At 68.8% G+C, this 12,952-nt stretch carries 12 protein-coding genes; all 12 read right to left on the bottom strand.

Annotated elements, in window-relative coordinates; translation table 11 throughout:
- Positions 1-41: 41 nt before the first annotated feature.
- The 12 genes from MTAI_RS14870 to MTAI_RS14815 all read right to left on the bottom strand — a co-directional run bounded on the left by MTAI_RS14870 (position 42) and on the right by MTAI_RS14815 (position 12,944).
- Positions 42-377, bottom strand: a complete 336-nt coding sequence (locus tag MTAI_RS14870) for a hypothetical protein (RefSeq protein ID WP_027888533.1) — start codon at positions 375-377, stop codon at positions 42-44.
- Entirely contained in the window at positions 374-1,426 is a 1,053-nt protein-coding gene (locus tag MTAI_RS14865; protein ID WP_027888532.1) for a type II glyceraldehyde-3-phosphate dehydrogenase, read from the bottom strand. The genes MTAI_RS14870 and MTAI_RS14865 overlap by 4 nt, the downstream gene beginning before the upstream one ends.
- A gap of 14 nt (positions 1,427-1,440) precedes the next feature.
- The gene (gene pfkA / locus MTAI_RS14860; protein ID WP_027888531.1) at positions 1,441-2,412 is read right to left on the bottom strand and encodes a 6-phosphofructokinase; all 972 of its coding nucleotides are present in this window, start codon (positions 2,410-2,412) and stop codon (positions 1,441-1,443) included.
- Complete coding sequence (locus tag MTAI_RS14855) at positions 2,409-3,269, bottom strand: DMT family transporter (RefSeq protein ID WP_162147922.1); 861 nt, start codon at positions 3,267-3,269, stop codon at positions 2,409-2,411. The genes pfkA and MTAI_RS14855 overlap by 4 nt, the downstream gene beginning before the upstream one ends.
- 84 nt (positions 3,270-3,353) lie before the next feature.
- On the bottom strand, positions 3,354-3,530 hold the full coding sequence (locus MTAI_RS14850) for a YHS domain-containing protein (protein ID WP_081698418.1): 177 nt from the start codon (positions 3,528-3,530) through the stop codon (positions 3,354-3,356).
- Positions 3,531-3,637: 107 nt separating this feature from the next.
- Positions 3,638-3,931 carry a hypothetical protein gene (locus tag MTAI_RS14845; RefSeq protein ID WP_027893328.1) on the bottom strand — a complete coding sequence of 98 codons (294 nt, stop codon included), beginning with the start codon at positions 3,929-3,931 and terminating at the stop codon, positions 3,638-3,640.
- A gap of 50 nt (positions 3,932-3,981) precedes the next feature.
- A complete protein-coding gene (gene glgP / locus MTAI_RS14840; protein WP_036197322.1) occupies positions 3,982-6,594 on the bottom strand; it encodes an alpha-glucan family phosphorylase in 2,613 nt (870 codons plus the stop codon).
- 9 nt (positions 6,595-6,603) lie between these two features.
- The gene (locus tag MTAI_RS14835; protein WP_187388630.1) at positions 6,604-8,868 is read right to left on the bottom strand and encodes a glycoside hydrolase family 57 protein; all 2,265 of its coding nucleotides are present in this window, start codon (positions 8,866-8,868) and stop codon (positions 6,604-6,606) included.
- Between the two features lie 8 nt (positions 8,869-8,876).
- Positions 8,877-9,761, bottom strand: a complete 885-nt coding sequence (locus MTAI_RS14830; protein WP_027888529.1) for a class I fructose-bisphosphate aldolase — start codon at positions 9,759-9,761, stop codon at positions 8,877-8,879.
- A 580-nt stretch (positions 9,762-10,341) separates the two neighbouring features.
- The gene (locus MTAI_RS14825) at positions 10,342-11,223 is read right to left on the bottom strand and encodes an acyltransferase (protein WP_027888527.1); all 882 of its coding nucleotides are present in this window, start codon (positions 11,221-11,223) and stop codon (positions 10,342-10,344) included.
- Positions 11,224-11,490: 267 nt separating this feature from the next.
- On the bottom strand, positions 11,491-12,297 hold the full coding sequence (locus MTAI_RS14820) for an amino acid ABC transporter ATP-binding protein (protein ID WP_275052626.1): 807 nt from the start codon (positions 12,295-12,297) through the stop codon (positions 11,491-11,493).
- The gene (locus tag MTAI_RS14815; RefSeq protein WP_027888526.1) at positions 12,294-12,944 is read right to left on the bottom strand and encodes an amino acid ABC transporter permease; all 651 of its coding nucleotides are present in this window, start codon (positions 12,942-12,944) and stop codon (positions 12,294-12,296) included. The genes MTAI_RS14820 and MTAI_RS14815 overlap by 4 nt, the downstream gene beginning before the upstream one ends.
- Positions 12,945-12,952 lie beyond the last annotated feature (8 nt).

Below are 12,952 nucleotides of genomic sequence, written 5' to 3'. Positions count from 1 at the left end.
GCCGCTTTCCACCTTGACCAACAGATCCCCCAGACTCGCCATCAGCCGTCCCAGACCCCAATATCCCGCAAGCAGGCCGCGTTCGCCACCAAAGAGCAGGCCCGCCAGCACCTTAAGGGGCTGTACCAGGACCGCGTTGTACAGGTCATCTGCAAGAAAGCCTCGCCCAGGAACACGTCCGGTGGAGGGTGCAGCATCCGCCCCAGACCTTCGCTCGAGGGCAGCACCGGGGTGGCCCGGGCCGGCTCCCGGGTGGCGGGCAACACCGCACCGTCCCACCGCCGCACGGCGAAGTCGCGCCCTTGGGGGAGCAGCCTCTCCGGGAAGGCCAAGGTGACGGCCCGAACCTGTTCGTGGGCGGGGGTTTGTGGGCTCATGCCGCCCCCGGCCCCTGCAGGAATTCCTGGCGCACGCCCAGGGCCTCGTCGGTGCGCCGGATCGAGGCCAGGGGGTCGGGCTCGAGGCCGCTGAGGGCCCGGATGGCGTCGATGGTCTCGGGGATCACCACCGCCTGGTTGTCCACCTGGTAGGTGTAGAAGAGCTCGTTCCCCTCGGCCTTGAGCACGTCGGCCCAGATCGCCACCTCGTACATGTCGCCCCGTGGCCGGCCCAGGTCCTTCATCAGCTCTATGGTGCTGTTGAGGGCCACGATGCCGTCCGACATGCGGATGAAGGCGATGCGCGAGTTGGCCCGGAAGGCTTCGAGCACCTCCTCCCCACTGGCGGGGCGGGTCAGCTCGACGATCCAGTAGTGGCTGTGGCTTTGGGTGTGGGCGGCCTTGGCGGCGATGGTGACCACGTCCAAATCCGGGGCCACGGTCTGGGCGTCGGGGCCCTGATGGCTGGGAATCCTGCCCTCGGGCACCACGGTGTTCATGACGCCGGAGTGGTCGGACTCCCAGGGGTCGGTGGCCCGGCGGATCAGCACCCCGCGTGCCTTCTTCAGGAGCCCCGCGTTCCTCAGCGCGGTCAGGGTTCGCACCGTGGCGGTGGTGTTGCAGGAGACCACCCGGGTGCTGTCCCGCCCCAGGGCGCTGGCGTAGTTCTCGCTGGCTACGAAGGAGTGGCCGGTCAGGGCGTGCTTCTCCCCGCCCTGGAAGATGGCCCTGACCCCGTGCTCGCGGTAGCGCTCGAGGTTCTTGGCGCCGATCCCTGCGGGCGTACAGTCCACCACCACGTCTACCGTTTCCAGCAGTTCGTGCAGGTTGCCCTTGACCGGAACCCCGGCGGCCCGCATCTCGGGAAGCTTTTCGGGGAGCGAGGCGTAGACCGCGATGTCCTCCGCCACAGCCTTGATGCGGTAGTCCGAGACCACATCGGCCACCCCCGCCAGCTCCATGTCCGGCTGGGCCAGCACCGCACCGGCTACCCGCTTTCCGATCACCCCGTACCCGTTTACCGCTACCCGCACTTTCTCCCGCGCCATAGTTACCTCCTGATTTACTTGGCCAGCACCCGGGCCATCTCGAGCAAACCCAAATCCAGGGGCTTCTTCCGCCCCGCCGCCTCGTCCAGGGGCGTGGCGAGGATCTCGCCCCGGATGAGGCCCATCAGCACGCCATGTTCACCGCCCGCCAGCCGTTCTACCGCCCCCACTCCCAAACGGGTCGCCAGGAGGCGGTCGAAGGCCCCGGGCATCCCGCCCCGCTGGACGTGACCCAGGATGGTGACCCGCAGGTCGAAGCCGATGCGCTTTTGATTCTCCTGGGCGTAGAGCATCAACTCATTGGCGTTGTTGGTGGCTCCCTCGGCCACCACCGCGATCGCGTGGGCCTTGCCCCGGCGGTAGGCTGCCTTGAGAGTCTCGATGACCTCCTCAGGGTCACTCTCCACCTCGGGGAGCACGATCACCTCGGCCCCGCCGGCGATGCCCGCCATCAGGGCCAGATAGCCGCAGTCGCGGCCCATCACCTCGACCAGGAAGGCCCGGTGATGGCTCGAGGCGGTGACCTTGAGGCGGTCAATGGCCTCGAGGGCGATGTTGAGGGCGGTATCCACCCCGATGGTGGTCTCCGAGCCGTAGAGATCGTTGTCGATGGTGGAGGCCACCCCTACCACCGGGAAGCCCATCCTCGAGAGCGCGTAGGCCCCGCTCTGGGAGCCACCCCCGCCGATCACCACCAGGGCTTCGACGCCTCGAGCCTCGAGGTTGGCGAGGGCCTGTTTGCGCCCCTCCTCGGTCTTGAACTCGGGAGCCCGAGCGCTGCCCAGCACGGTGCCACCCTGCTGGATGATGCCGCCCACGTCACGGGCCGAGAGCGAGACAAAATCACCACCCATCAGGCCCGCGTAGCCCTGGCGCACTCCGAAGACCTCCCAGCCCTGCTCCAGGCCGCCGCGCACCACCGCCCGGATGGCCGCGTTCATGCCGGGGGCGTCACCCCCGCTGGTGAGCACCGCGATTCGCTTCATGGGTCTCCTCTCGGAATTCGGTCCATCGGGCGGGGCTCGAGGGCCTGCACCCTCAGCCCGCCCGCGATCAAGACCAGCCCCAACCCCTGCACCAGGGTCACCCGCTCGCCGTACAACACGACGGCCAAACCCAAGCCCACGGCGGGCACCAGGAAAAACACCTGCGAGAGCCGCCCGAGGTCGCTGCCCTGCAGCAACCAGTACCACCCCGCGGTGACAAAAGCCGTGCCCGCCAGGGCCAGCACCAGCAACAGCCCGACAAACTCCAGGCTCGAGCGCGGGGCTGCCCCACCCTCCCACAGCAGCCAGCCCGCAAACAGCGGCAGGCTGCCCAGCAGAAGTTGCCAGGCGATGAGGGTGAAGAGGTGGGGGGGCTCGAGGCGTTTGATCACCACGCTGCCCACCGCGAAGCCCAGCGAGGAAGCCAGGGCCAACCCTGCCCCGGGCAGCCCCAGGCCGCCGGGCGCAGCGAGGGCGGGCAGGGCCATTCCGCTGACCCCCACAAACCCCAGGACCAGGGCCCACCTCTTGGCCGGGGTGAAACGCTCCTTGAGCAGGAAACTGGCCAGCCCAGCCACGATCAGCGGCTGGACGTTGCCCAGCACCGCCGCCAGGCCAGCCCCTGCTAGACCCGGGCTGGAGAACATCGCCCCGTAAGCGAAAGCCGCCGAAGCCAGGGCCAGCAACAACAGCCATGCCCAATCCCGTCGCGCGGGCAGCAGGGGCTGGCCCAGGAGCGGCAGCAGCATCACCAGTGCCAGGCCAGCCAACCCCAGGCGCAAGGCCGCGAACAAGAAGGGCGGGGCATAGGCCAGGCCAGCCTTGATCAGCACGAAGCAAAACGCCGTCGCCAGCAAAATCCCCCCTATGACCAATACACGCAGTGCTGGAGGGGATACGGGGGCCGGGCGGATGTGGGTCACGGGAGTGGCTCTCGCGGGCTAGGGGTGGCCGTGGTGGCTATCGCCGGGCTTGACGTACTTCTTGGGGTCGGCATCAAAGCTTTTCTTGCAGCCTTCGCTACAGAAGTAGTAGGTCTGGCCCTGGTACTCCGATCGACCAGCGGCTTTTTCGGGGTCGATCTGCATCCCGCACACAGGATCGGTGACTTTTTCCATGGAGTTCTCCTTTGCGAGGTTTGTGCCTCTTTGGCCGAAGGATCGCCGCGCTGTAAGTGTGCTAGCCTGGCTTTTCCATAAGCCTCCTTATCGGATCACCTGGGGCGTCACCCTGAGGGCCAGTTCACCCCCACCGCGCCATGATTCCGCCGTACCGGCGAGACGATGCCCTCGGTGACGGTAAACTCCAGGCCGACCGGGACGTAGACCACCCCCTCGCCAAACCGGCGCACCACCTCGGCAGTGTTTTGCTCGTCCTGCAACAGGGCCTGTGCTGCGGAGACGGGTTCTGGAAGCAATCGAGCTGGTCCGGGAGCTTGGGTACGGCTCATCCCCCACCACAGCACGCCCCCAGCGATCACCAGGAGCCCGCCTAAGACCAGGATGTTCCGGTTCGACATAGCCGCCTCCAAGCCGCCTCCAGCCCAGGGTTCGCTTAGGGTTCACGGCCCTACCCGCTCGTCTGCTGGGCCACCGACTCCGGGCCAGCCCAGGCGATCAGGCCGGGCAGGAAAGGGACCGGCAGATCGGGGTGCTGGGGTAGCACGCGCACGGTAAGGCCGTGCAGCCCGCTCATCTGGCAGGGCACGGCTTCGGCCTGGAAGAGGTGGCGGCCGGGCCCCTTCGCCTCCACCGGCCGCATGGCGGTGGCTCCGGCCTGCGCCAGCTCGCCGCCCGGGTCCAAGCGGCCCAGGTACACCTCGACCCGCACTTCCTCAGGGGTGAGCGGGCCCAGGCTCACCCAGGCCCACACGTCCAGGGCCTGACCCACCCGCAGGTCTCCCTCGAGGTCGGCCTTTACCGCCTCGACGCGCACCTGGGGCCAGGCCGCCTGGAGGCGCTCCTTCCAGGCCGCCAGGGCCCTGGCCCGGCCCCAGCCCGTCTCCGCCAACGCGCGGAAGCGCTCCGCCCCCACGAGGTAGCAGCGCTGGGTGTACTCGCGCACCACGCGGTGGGTGTTGTAGCGGGGGGCCAGGGTGGCGATCGAGGCCTTCATGCGAGCCAGCCAGCGCCGGGGCAAGCCGCCCGGGCGTTCGTAGAACGCGGGCACCACGTCCTGTTCCAGCAGGCCATAGAGGGCTTCGGCCTCGAGGCGGTCCTGCAGGGCGGGGTCGGGGTAGTCTTCGCCGCGCCCGATGGCCCAGCCGATGGGCTCGTCGGGGTCGGCGCCCTGCCAGGCCTCGTCCCACCAGCCGTCCAGGGTGCTCAGGTTGAGCGCCCCGTTGGCCATGGCCTTCATGCCCGAGGTGCCCGAGGCCTCCAGGGGGCGGCGGGGGGTGTTGAGCCACACGTCGGCTCCCTGCACCAGGGCCCGGGCCACGGCCATGTCGTAGTCCTCGAGGAACACCAGCCGCCTGGCGAAGGCGGGCTGGCGGGCCAGCTCGGCCACCCGCTGGACGAGCCGCTTGCCCTCCTCGTCACGCGGATGGGCCTTGCCGGCGAAGATGAGCTGCACCGGGTGGGCCGGGTCGTTGAGGAGGCGTGCAAGGCGCTGGGGGTCGGAGAGGATCAGCGTGGCCCGCTTGTAGCCGGTGAAGCGCCGGGCGAAACCGATGGTCAGGGCCTCCGGGTCGAGCACGCCTCGGGCCGCCTCGAGCTCGGCCTCGCTGGCCCCCCGCCGGGAGAGCTGCCCTTGCAGGCGGCGGCGGGTGAAGGCCACCAGCCGCTCGCGGCGGCGCTCGTGGGTGCGCCAGAGTTCCTCGTCGGGGATGGAGTACACCCCCTGCCAGAGGGCTCGGTCGGCGGGCTCCTCGCGCCAGGAGGGCCCCAGGTAGCGCTCGTAGAGCTGGTTCATCTCCAGGGAGATCCAGGATTGGAAGTGCACCCCGTTGGTCACGTGGCCGATGGGGATCTCCTCCTCGGGCACGCCGGGCCACAGCTCCCGCCACGTCCTGCGGGTGACCTGGCCGTGGAGCCGGCTCACCCCGTTAGAGTGTGCGGCCAGCTTCAGGGCCAGGGTGGTCATGCCGAAGGTCTCGCGGCCATCGGCGGGGTTCTTGCGCCCCAGAGCCAGAAGACCCTCCAGGCTCAGGCCCAGCTCGCGGGCATACTCCCCCAGGTAGCGCCCCAGGAGCTCGGGCGGGAAGTGGTCGTGCCCGGCGGGCACCGGGGTGTGGGTGGTGAAGACCAGCCCCGCCGAGGCGGCCTCGCGGGCCTCGGCGAAGGAGAGGTCCTCGCTTCGCATCAGGCGGCGGATGCGCTCGAGCGCCACGAAGGCCGCGTGGCCCTCGTTCAGGTGGTAGACCGGGGGGTTGGGGTTGAGGCCCAGGGCCTCCAGCGCCCGGTAGCCGCCGACGCCCAGCAGGATCTCCTGCTTGAGGCGCATCTCCGGGTCGCCGCCGTAAAGCTGGTCGGTGAGGTCGCGGTCCTCGGGGCGGTTGACCTCCAGGTTGGCGTCGAGGAGGTACAGGGGCACCCGGCCTATCTGGACCCGCCAGACCTGGGCCCGTACCGCCCTGCCGGGGTAGGCCACCTCGACGGCGAGGGGCTTTCCGTCGGGGCCCCGCTCCAGAGTCAGCGGCAGGGTGTGGAAGTCGTTGTCCTCGTAGCGTTCCTGCTGCCAGCCCGCCTCGTTGAGGTACTGGCGGAAATAGCCCTGCTGGTACAGGAGGCCCACCCCCACCAGCGGCACCCCCAGGTCGCTCGCGGACTTGAGGTGATCCCCGGCCAGGATCCCCAGTCCTCCGGCGAAAACCGAAATGCTCTCGGTCAGGCCGAACTCGGCGGAGAAGTAAGCCACCAGCGTCCCCTGCCGGCGACCGCCCGCTCGAGTGAACCAGGTCAGCTCGCCGGAGAGGTAGCGTTCCAGGTCGGCTAACGCGCGCTCCAGGTGGGCCAGGAAGCCCGCGTCGGCAGCCGCCGCCTCCAGGCGGGCCTGGTCGATGCGCCCCAGCAGCAGCACCGGGTTGTGGCCGACCTCCTCCCACAGCTCGCGGTCCAGGCGGCGAAAAAGCTCGATGGTGTCATGGTTCCAGCTCCAGCGCAGGTTATAGGCCAGCCGCCTGAGGCCCTCGAGGGGCCCTGGCAGCGACGGGACCACGTTGAAGGTTCGGATGGGCTTCACACCGGCCTCCTACACGACCTCCACGGCCTGCAATTCCCCCTGGCAGCAGAGGTCCTTGCGGTCGCAGTCGGGGTGGGTGCAGCCAAAGCGGAAGAGAAGCCTCCCCCGCTCCAGCGGCCCCAGGGTGAGCCGGTAGCGCCGCAGCCCGGCCATCACCCCGCCCACCGGGGAGAGTTCGGCGCTCTGGGCCTGCTGGCCCTCGCGCCACCAGGTGAGCCGGCCGGGGCAGTTGGTCTGCACGGCGAGCCGGTCCCCGGCCTGGACCTGCGAAACGGGCCGGGCGAAGCTCCAGGTCTCGGCCCTGGAGACGATGCGCCTCGAGAGCCCCTCGGGCAGCTCCCGGCCCAGACCCCGGTAGACGTTCCGCAGGTGGGTGCGGAACAGCTCGTCGAACTCGGCATCGCCGCCGGAGTCCTGGTCCTGGCCGAACCACCAGAACCAGTCCGAGCCCTCGGCGGCGTAGAGGGCCGTGAAGGCCGCGGGGTGGGACTCGGGGATGGCTCCCGCATCCTCGAGGGCTTCCCGGGCCTCCTTCAAGAGCCCCCAGGCCCGGTTCTCCTCGGCCTCCCCTACCCAGGTGCCCAGGTCCACCCCCGGCGCGGAGCCGTTCTCGTCGATCCAGGACCCGGTGAAGAGGTCGTAGACCTTGCCCTGACCTTCTGCCGGGTGGGGCGCGATCCCCCGCGCGGGGTTGCCCTCGAGGTACTCGCTGTAGGTCACGGTCTCGACCTCGCGGTCTTGCTCGAGCAGGCCGTACAGCGCGTGCAGGAAAGGCCGCGCGTCCTCGCAGTAGGCCCCCCAGGCGTTCTCCCCGTCCAGGATGACGCTCAGGACCCGGTCTCCGTCGCCCTGGAAACGGCGGGCGAAGCGCTGTTTGACCTCGTCCAGGAAGGCCCTCGCCACCGCGGTGAAGTCCTTGCAGCCCTGGAAGCGGAAGCCGATGTCGTCGGAAAGGGCGGTGTCCCGGAAGAAGATGCTCAGGCTCTGCCCGTCCTGCTCGGCGCGGTAGGGCTGGGCCAGCACGTCGGGGTCGCCGGTGTCGTACCCGTATCGTCCGCTGCGGGCCAGCACCCCCTGGTCGCTGGCGATCCAGCGCACCCCCTGCCGGGCGAAGAGGGGAACCACCCCCTGGCTCACCGCCCCCTCGGCGGGCCACATCCCCCGGGGAGGCCGTCCGAAGTGGCGGGTGTAGTACTCCACCGCCCGCTCGACCTGGGCTGCGGCATCCTCGGGGCGGGCGAAGCGGGCCGGGAGGGCGGCGCCGGGGCGGTCGAGGGTGGCGCCGTCGCTGTCCAGCAGCAGGGGCAGGATGGGGTGGTAAAAGGGCGTGGTGGAGACCTCGACCTGGCCCCGCTCCTGAAGCTGCCGGTGCAGCGGGATCACCGCCCGCATCACCTTGTACTGTTCGGCCAGCAGGGCCTCGAGGTCGGCCTGGCTAAAGCCCCGCCCCTGCTCCACGAAGCGCCGCACCGAGGCCGTCTCGCCGGTGGGGAGCGCCACCTCGCCCTCGCGGAACTCCAGGCCGAACCAGCTCAGGTTGAACCACATCTGCAGGTCGCGCAGATCCTGAGCGCTGAAGGGCTTCCCCTCCGCCCGCCGGCTGAAGAGCTCGCGGTAGCGCGGGTGGGGGTAGATCTGGTGGTGCCAGTCGGCCTCGAAGAAGTAGGAGAGCACGAACTCCTGCTCGGCCACGCTCAGGGTCTCGGCGGGCTTTAAGGAGAGCTCGAGGGCCCGGTCGGTGGCCCCTCGCTCCAGGTAGTCCTCGAGCTGCCACAACAGCACCGGGGTCAGGTTGACGCTGAGGTGCACCCCAGGATGCTGGGCCACCAGGGCCGCCATCGCGTAGTAGTCGCGCAGGGCGTGGAGCCGTACCCAGGGCTGGCGGTGGCTGCCCGCTGCCCCCGGGCGGGCACTGTCCTTGTACAGCGGCTGGTGCTGGTGCCACAGCAGGGCCAGGTAGAGCTTGGGCCCGGCGGTGAAGCCCCCTTCCGGCCCCGAGACCTCACCCGCGGGGGATGCGCCGAGGATCCTGTAGCGCACCCGCTCACCCCGGGTGAATGGCCCCAGCTCGACCTGCCAGTAGCTGTTTTCACCCTGGTTGTGTGCCCAGCGGGCCTCGAGCCGCGTGGGTTCGCCGGCCGGGCCCTGGAGCTCGAGCCAAACCCGCTGCCCCGGCTCGATGGGCCAGCTTCCGATCACCAGGCGTACCGCCTCACCGGGGCTTACCCTCACAGGGGTACGGGGGGCGTCGGGGGTGAGGTGCCACAGGTACATCTCCCACCTCAGTTCCGGCCTCTGACCAGATCCAGCAGCCGCCGGGAAAGCTCCAGGGCCCGGGGGAAGGGGCGCTGCCAGATGTTGCGCCCGAAGATCAACCCCGCCGCCCCGGCCTCGAGGGCGAGCCGGGCCTGGGCAACGGCGGCGTCCTCTGACAGGCGTGCCCCGCCCGAGACGATCACCAGCGCTCGCCCCGCCAGATCCACCACCCGCCGCAGGGCCTGGTGAGGCGAAAGCTCCAGGTTCTTGTATTCACCGGGGTATTGCTCCTTACGGGCGGGGTCGTAGCGCGGGATGTTGACCTTGACCACGTCCGCCCCGAGCTCAAGGGCGACCCGCACGGCGTATTCGACGGCGTAGGGCGAATCCTTACCCCCCTTCTGGTCAACCCAGCGGCCCCGCGGGTAGGCCCAGACGATGACGGGAAGGCCGTAGCGCCCGGCCTCCGCCCGTACCCGCTGAAATTGAGCGATGTCGCGGTCCTGGGCGGGTGAGCCGACGTAGAGGGTATAACCGACCGCCTGTGCGTTCAGCCGGAGGGCGTCCTCCACGCCGGCGGTGAGGGGGCTGAAGGCCTCCTCGTCCGGAGGAATGCCGGTCTTGCCGTTGAGCTTGAGGATTAACGGAACCTGGCCGGCATGATCGGGCAGGTACTTCTCGGCCAAGCCCAGGTGCGCGGCGATGCCGGAAAAGCCGGCCTCGGCCGCCAGGCGGAACTGGTGCTCGGGGTCGGCGGCCTCGGGGGAGTCGAGGAAGTCGATAGGGCCGTGCTCCAGACCCTGGTCGATGGGCAACACGGCAAGGCGGCCCCCCGTCCGGCTCAACAGGGTTTCAAGTCGGCTGCGCACGCCTAAGGGAAGGTGGTCGAGGTTGCGGTTGAACGTGTTCATGTCGGGCTCCGCCGGCGCCCGCCGGCGCCGGGCTCGTCTTCAGTGTTGGTGAGGCCTGCGCTCTTTCGGCTGATCCGTTCGGTCGGGGTCCGTGTCGGGCTGACACGTGCCGTGGCCGTGCCCTCCGTGACCCCCCAGGTGCATCAGCACCATGGCGCCCGCCAGCAGGTAGGGCAGCAACGCCGGGTACAGCAGGTAGAGAATTACGCCCAGAAGCAGGGTGACAACCCAGGCAACGGTTCGGATGTTGGCTCTGCCTTGCACGTCAAACACCCTCCTCGGGTTTGCCGGTTGGCTCGGTGGTCCCAGGGCCAGGGCGCACCCTATAGCCTCGAGTATCCCACCCCAGATGGGGTGGGATAAGGGAAGATTGTCCCTGAAGTGCCGAGGGTCAAACTATGCCGGCATGCGGCAGCCGGGGGCCCGCTGGGAAGCCCCCGGACCCCCACTCCTCTCGTGAGGAGTACCAGACCCAGTCAGTTCGCCACCGTCCACCAGGAGAGGTTCCCCACAGGCCACTAGCGATTAGCCTCCCGCTGACGGCTGAGGGCTGAGGGCTGGCCGCCCCCGCGGGCGGCTCTCACGCCTCCCGCGTCCCGAAGCCGGGCTTGAGGAAGTCGGGGTAGTCGGGGTTGGGCTTGCGGTCGGGGAGGCGGTCCTGGCACTGCGAGGGGTGGGGCTCGCCGCGGCGGCAGTAGGGGCAGTCGTGGCGCACCTTGTAGCGCACCGGCCTGGCCGGGACGCCCAGCGCGACGGCGTGGGGCGGGACGTCCTTGGTGACCACGGCCCCGGTGCCGATGAGCGCGTCGTCGCCGACGCACACCCCGGCCAGCACGGTGGCGTGGTAGGTGATGCGCACCCCCGAGCCGATGAGGGTCTGCCTGAGGGTCACGTCGGGCGAGGCCAGCACGTGGTGGGTGTGGCTGTAGAGGTTGACGTAGTCGGAGACGGACGAGCGGTCGCCGATCACCAGCCCGCCGATGTCGTCGAGGAGGGCGTAGCGGTGCACCACCACGTCGTCGCCGAGCTCGAGGTTGTACCCCACGCTGAACTCCACGTTCTGGAAGAACTTGGGGTTGCGCCCCACGCGCCTGAAGATGAAGGGGGCCAGCGCCCGGCGGATGGCCACGCCCGAGTGCACCGACTGCCCCAGCGGCGTGAGGTCGAGGGCCTTCCACAGCCACAGCAGCGGCTTGACCCGGTCGAACCTCTCGGGGTCGGTGGCGACGTAGTGCTCGGCCTCGAAGGTGGCGTTGCGCGCGTCGAGGGCGAAGGCCGCCATGGGCGCCGCCTCGGCCAGCTCGTCGTAGGGCCGCGCGTGCAGGATGCGCGCGAGCTCGTCCCGCACCAGGGCGTAGCGGTCGGTGGAGGGGTCCGACAGCCGCTCGGCCAGCCCGCCCAGCCAGCGCTGGAGGAGCCGGTCGGAGCTTTCAGGGATGGGCTTGGGCAAAAGCCAGGGCATAAATGTACCAAATGTACCTGATGGGCCTGACGCGGAAGGTAGGAGGGAGAAGCCGAAAAAGCCGTCAACCGCTAGCAAAACGGGGGGCGAGGGACAGGACACCATGACGGTACGCTACGCACAGTGCGCCTCTGGGACCATGCTCGAGAGCCGCAGCCGTTTCCCCGGCCCCGAACCCACGAGGCACTGCCCAGGAGGCTTGCGAACGGAAGGCGGCGATTCTCGACCGCCATCGACCACCAACCGGCCGAGCCATACCGCCTCCGCTCAGTGCTCGACCAAACGGAGGAAGGCTCGCGTGCGCGGGTGCTTGGGATTGACCAGGATTTCCTGGGGCACCCCCTCCTCGACCACCGTCCCGTCCGCCATGAACACTACCCGATCGGCCACGTCGTGGGCGAACTTGACCTCGTGGGTGACGACGATCATGGTCATCCCGTCCCTGGCGAGCTGCCGCATCGTTTGCAGGACCTCCTCGTGCAACTCCGGGTCCAGGGCACTGGTGGGCTCGTCGAACAACACCACCTCGGGGTTCATGGCCAGGGCGCGGGCGATGGCCACCCTTTGCTTTTGTCCCCCAGAAAGCCTCGACGGGTACTCGTCACGTTTTTCAGCCAGCCCCACCTTGGCCAAGAGCTGTTCGCCCAACTTTACGGCTTCCTCGCGCTTCATACCCAGCACCTGGATCGGTCCTTCGATCACGTTGCCTAGCGCGGTCATGTGGGGGAAGAGGTTGAAGGATTGGAAGACCATCGCCGCCCGGGTGCGCAGTTGGCGGATCTTGCCGCTGCGCTCACGGCTAGCAGCCCTCACCCCACAGTCCACCTCCACGTTACAAACGACCACCCGGCCTTGATCGGGCTCCTCAAGGAAGTTCAGACAGCGGATGAAGGTGGTCTTTCCTGAACCCGAAGGCCCCATGATCACCACCACCTCGCCCTTGTGGACCGTAAGCGAGACCCCCTTGAGCACCTCGAGCGAACCGAAGCGCTTGTGGATGTTTTCGGCACGAATCTGGCAGACCCCACCGTGAGCGTGCGGCACTCCGTGCACGTGCATTTCCTGGTGGTTCATTGGTAGGCCCTCCGCATCCGCTCCTCGAGTTTGGCCTGGCCCAGCGACAAGAGCGAGTTGACGACCCAGTAGATGAGGGCCACGATCACGAACATCTGCATGTAGCGGAAAGTAGCCGAACCGATCTGCTCGGCCACCCGCGTCAGCTCCACCACCGTTACCACCGAGGCCAGCGAGGTGTCCTTCATCATGGTGATGAAGCGGTTGCCCAGCGAGGGCGTGATCACACGTATCGCCTGCGGCAGGATGATCCGCCGCATCACCTGGGCGAAGGTCATGCCACTGGAATAGCCTGCCTCCCACTGCCCCTTGTCCACCGACTGGATGCCGCCGCGCATGTCCTCACTGGTGTAGGCTCCGGCGTGCAGGGCCAAGGTCAAAACGACCGCCGGGATGGCTTCAATGGTGAATCCCAGTTGTGGCAGGCCGTAATAGACCAGCAGGATTTGGGTGAGTAAAGGGGTGCCACGGACGAGTGAAACGAACGCGACGGCTGGGGCCCGCAGCGGCCAGGGGCCGTACATCCGAGCCACCGCCACCACCAGCCCCACCGCCAGGCTGAGGACGAACGAAACCACACCCAGCCAGATGGTTGTCCACAGAGCTTGGAGCAAGAAGGGTGCGGCCTGTTGGAGTAGCTCGAGCATCTACCAGC

The sequence above is a fragment of the Meiothermus taiwanensis WR-220 genome, assembly GCF_003568585.1.
Classification (GTDB): domain Bacteria; phylum Deinococcota; class Deinococci; order Deinococcales; family Thermaceae; genus Meiothermus; species Meiothermus taiwanensis.
This window is presented reverse-complemented; position numbering and strand designations above follow the sequence as displayed.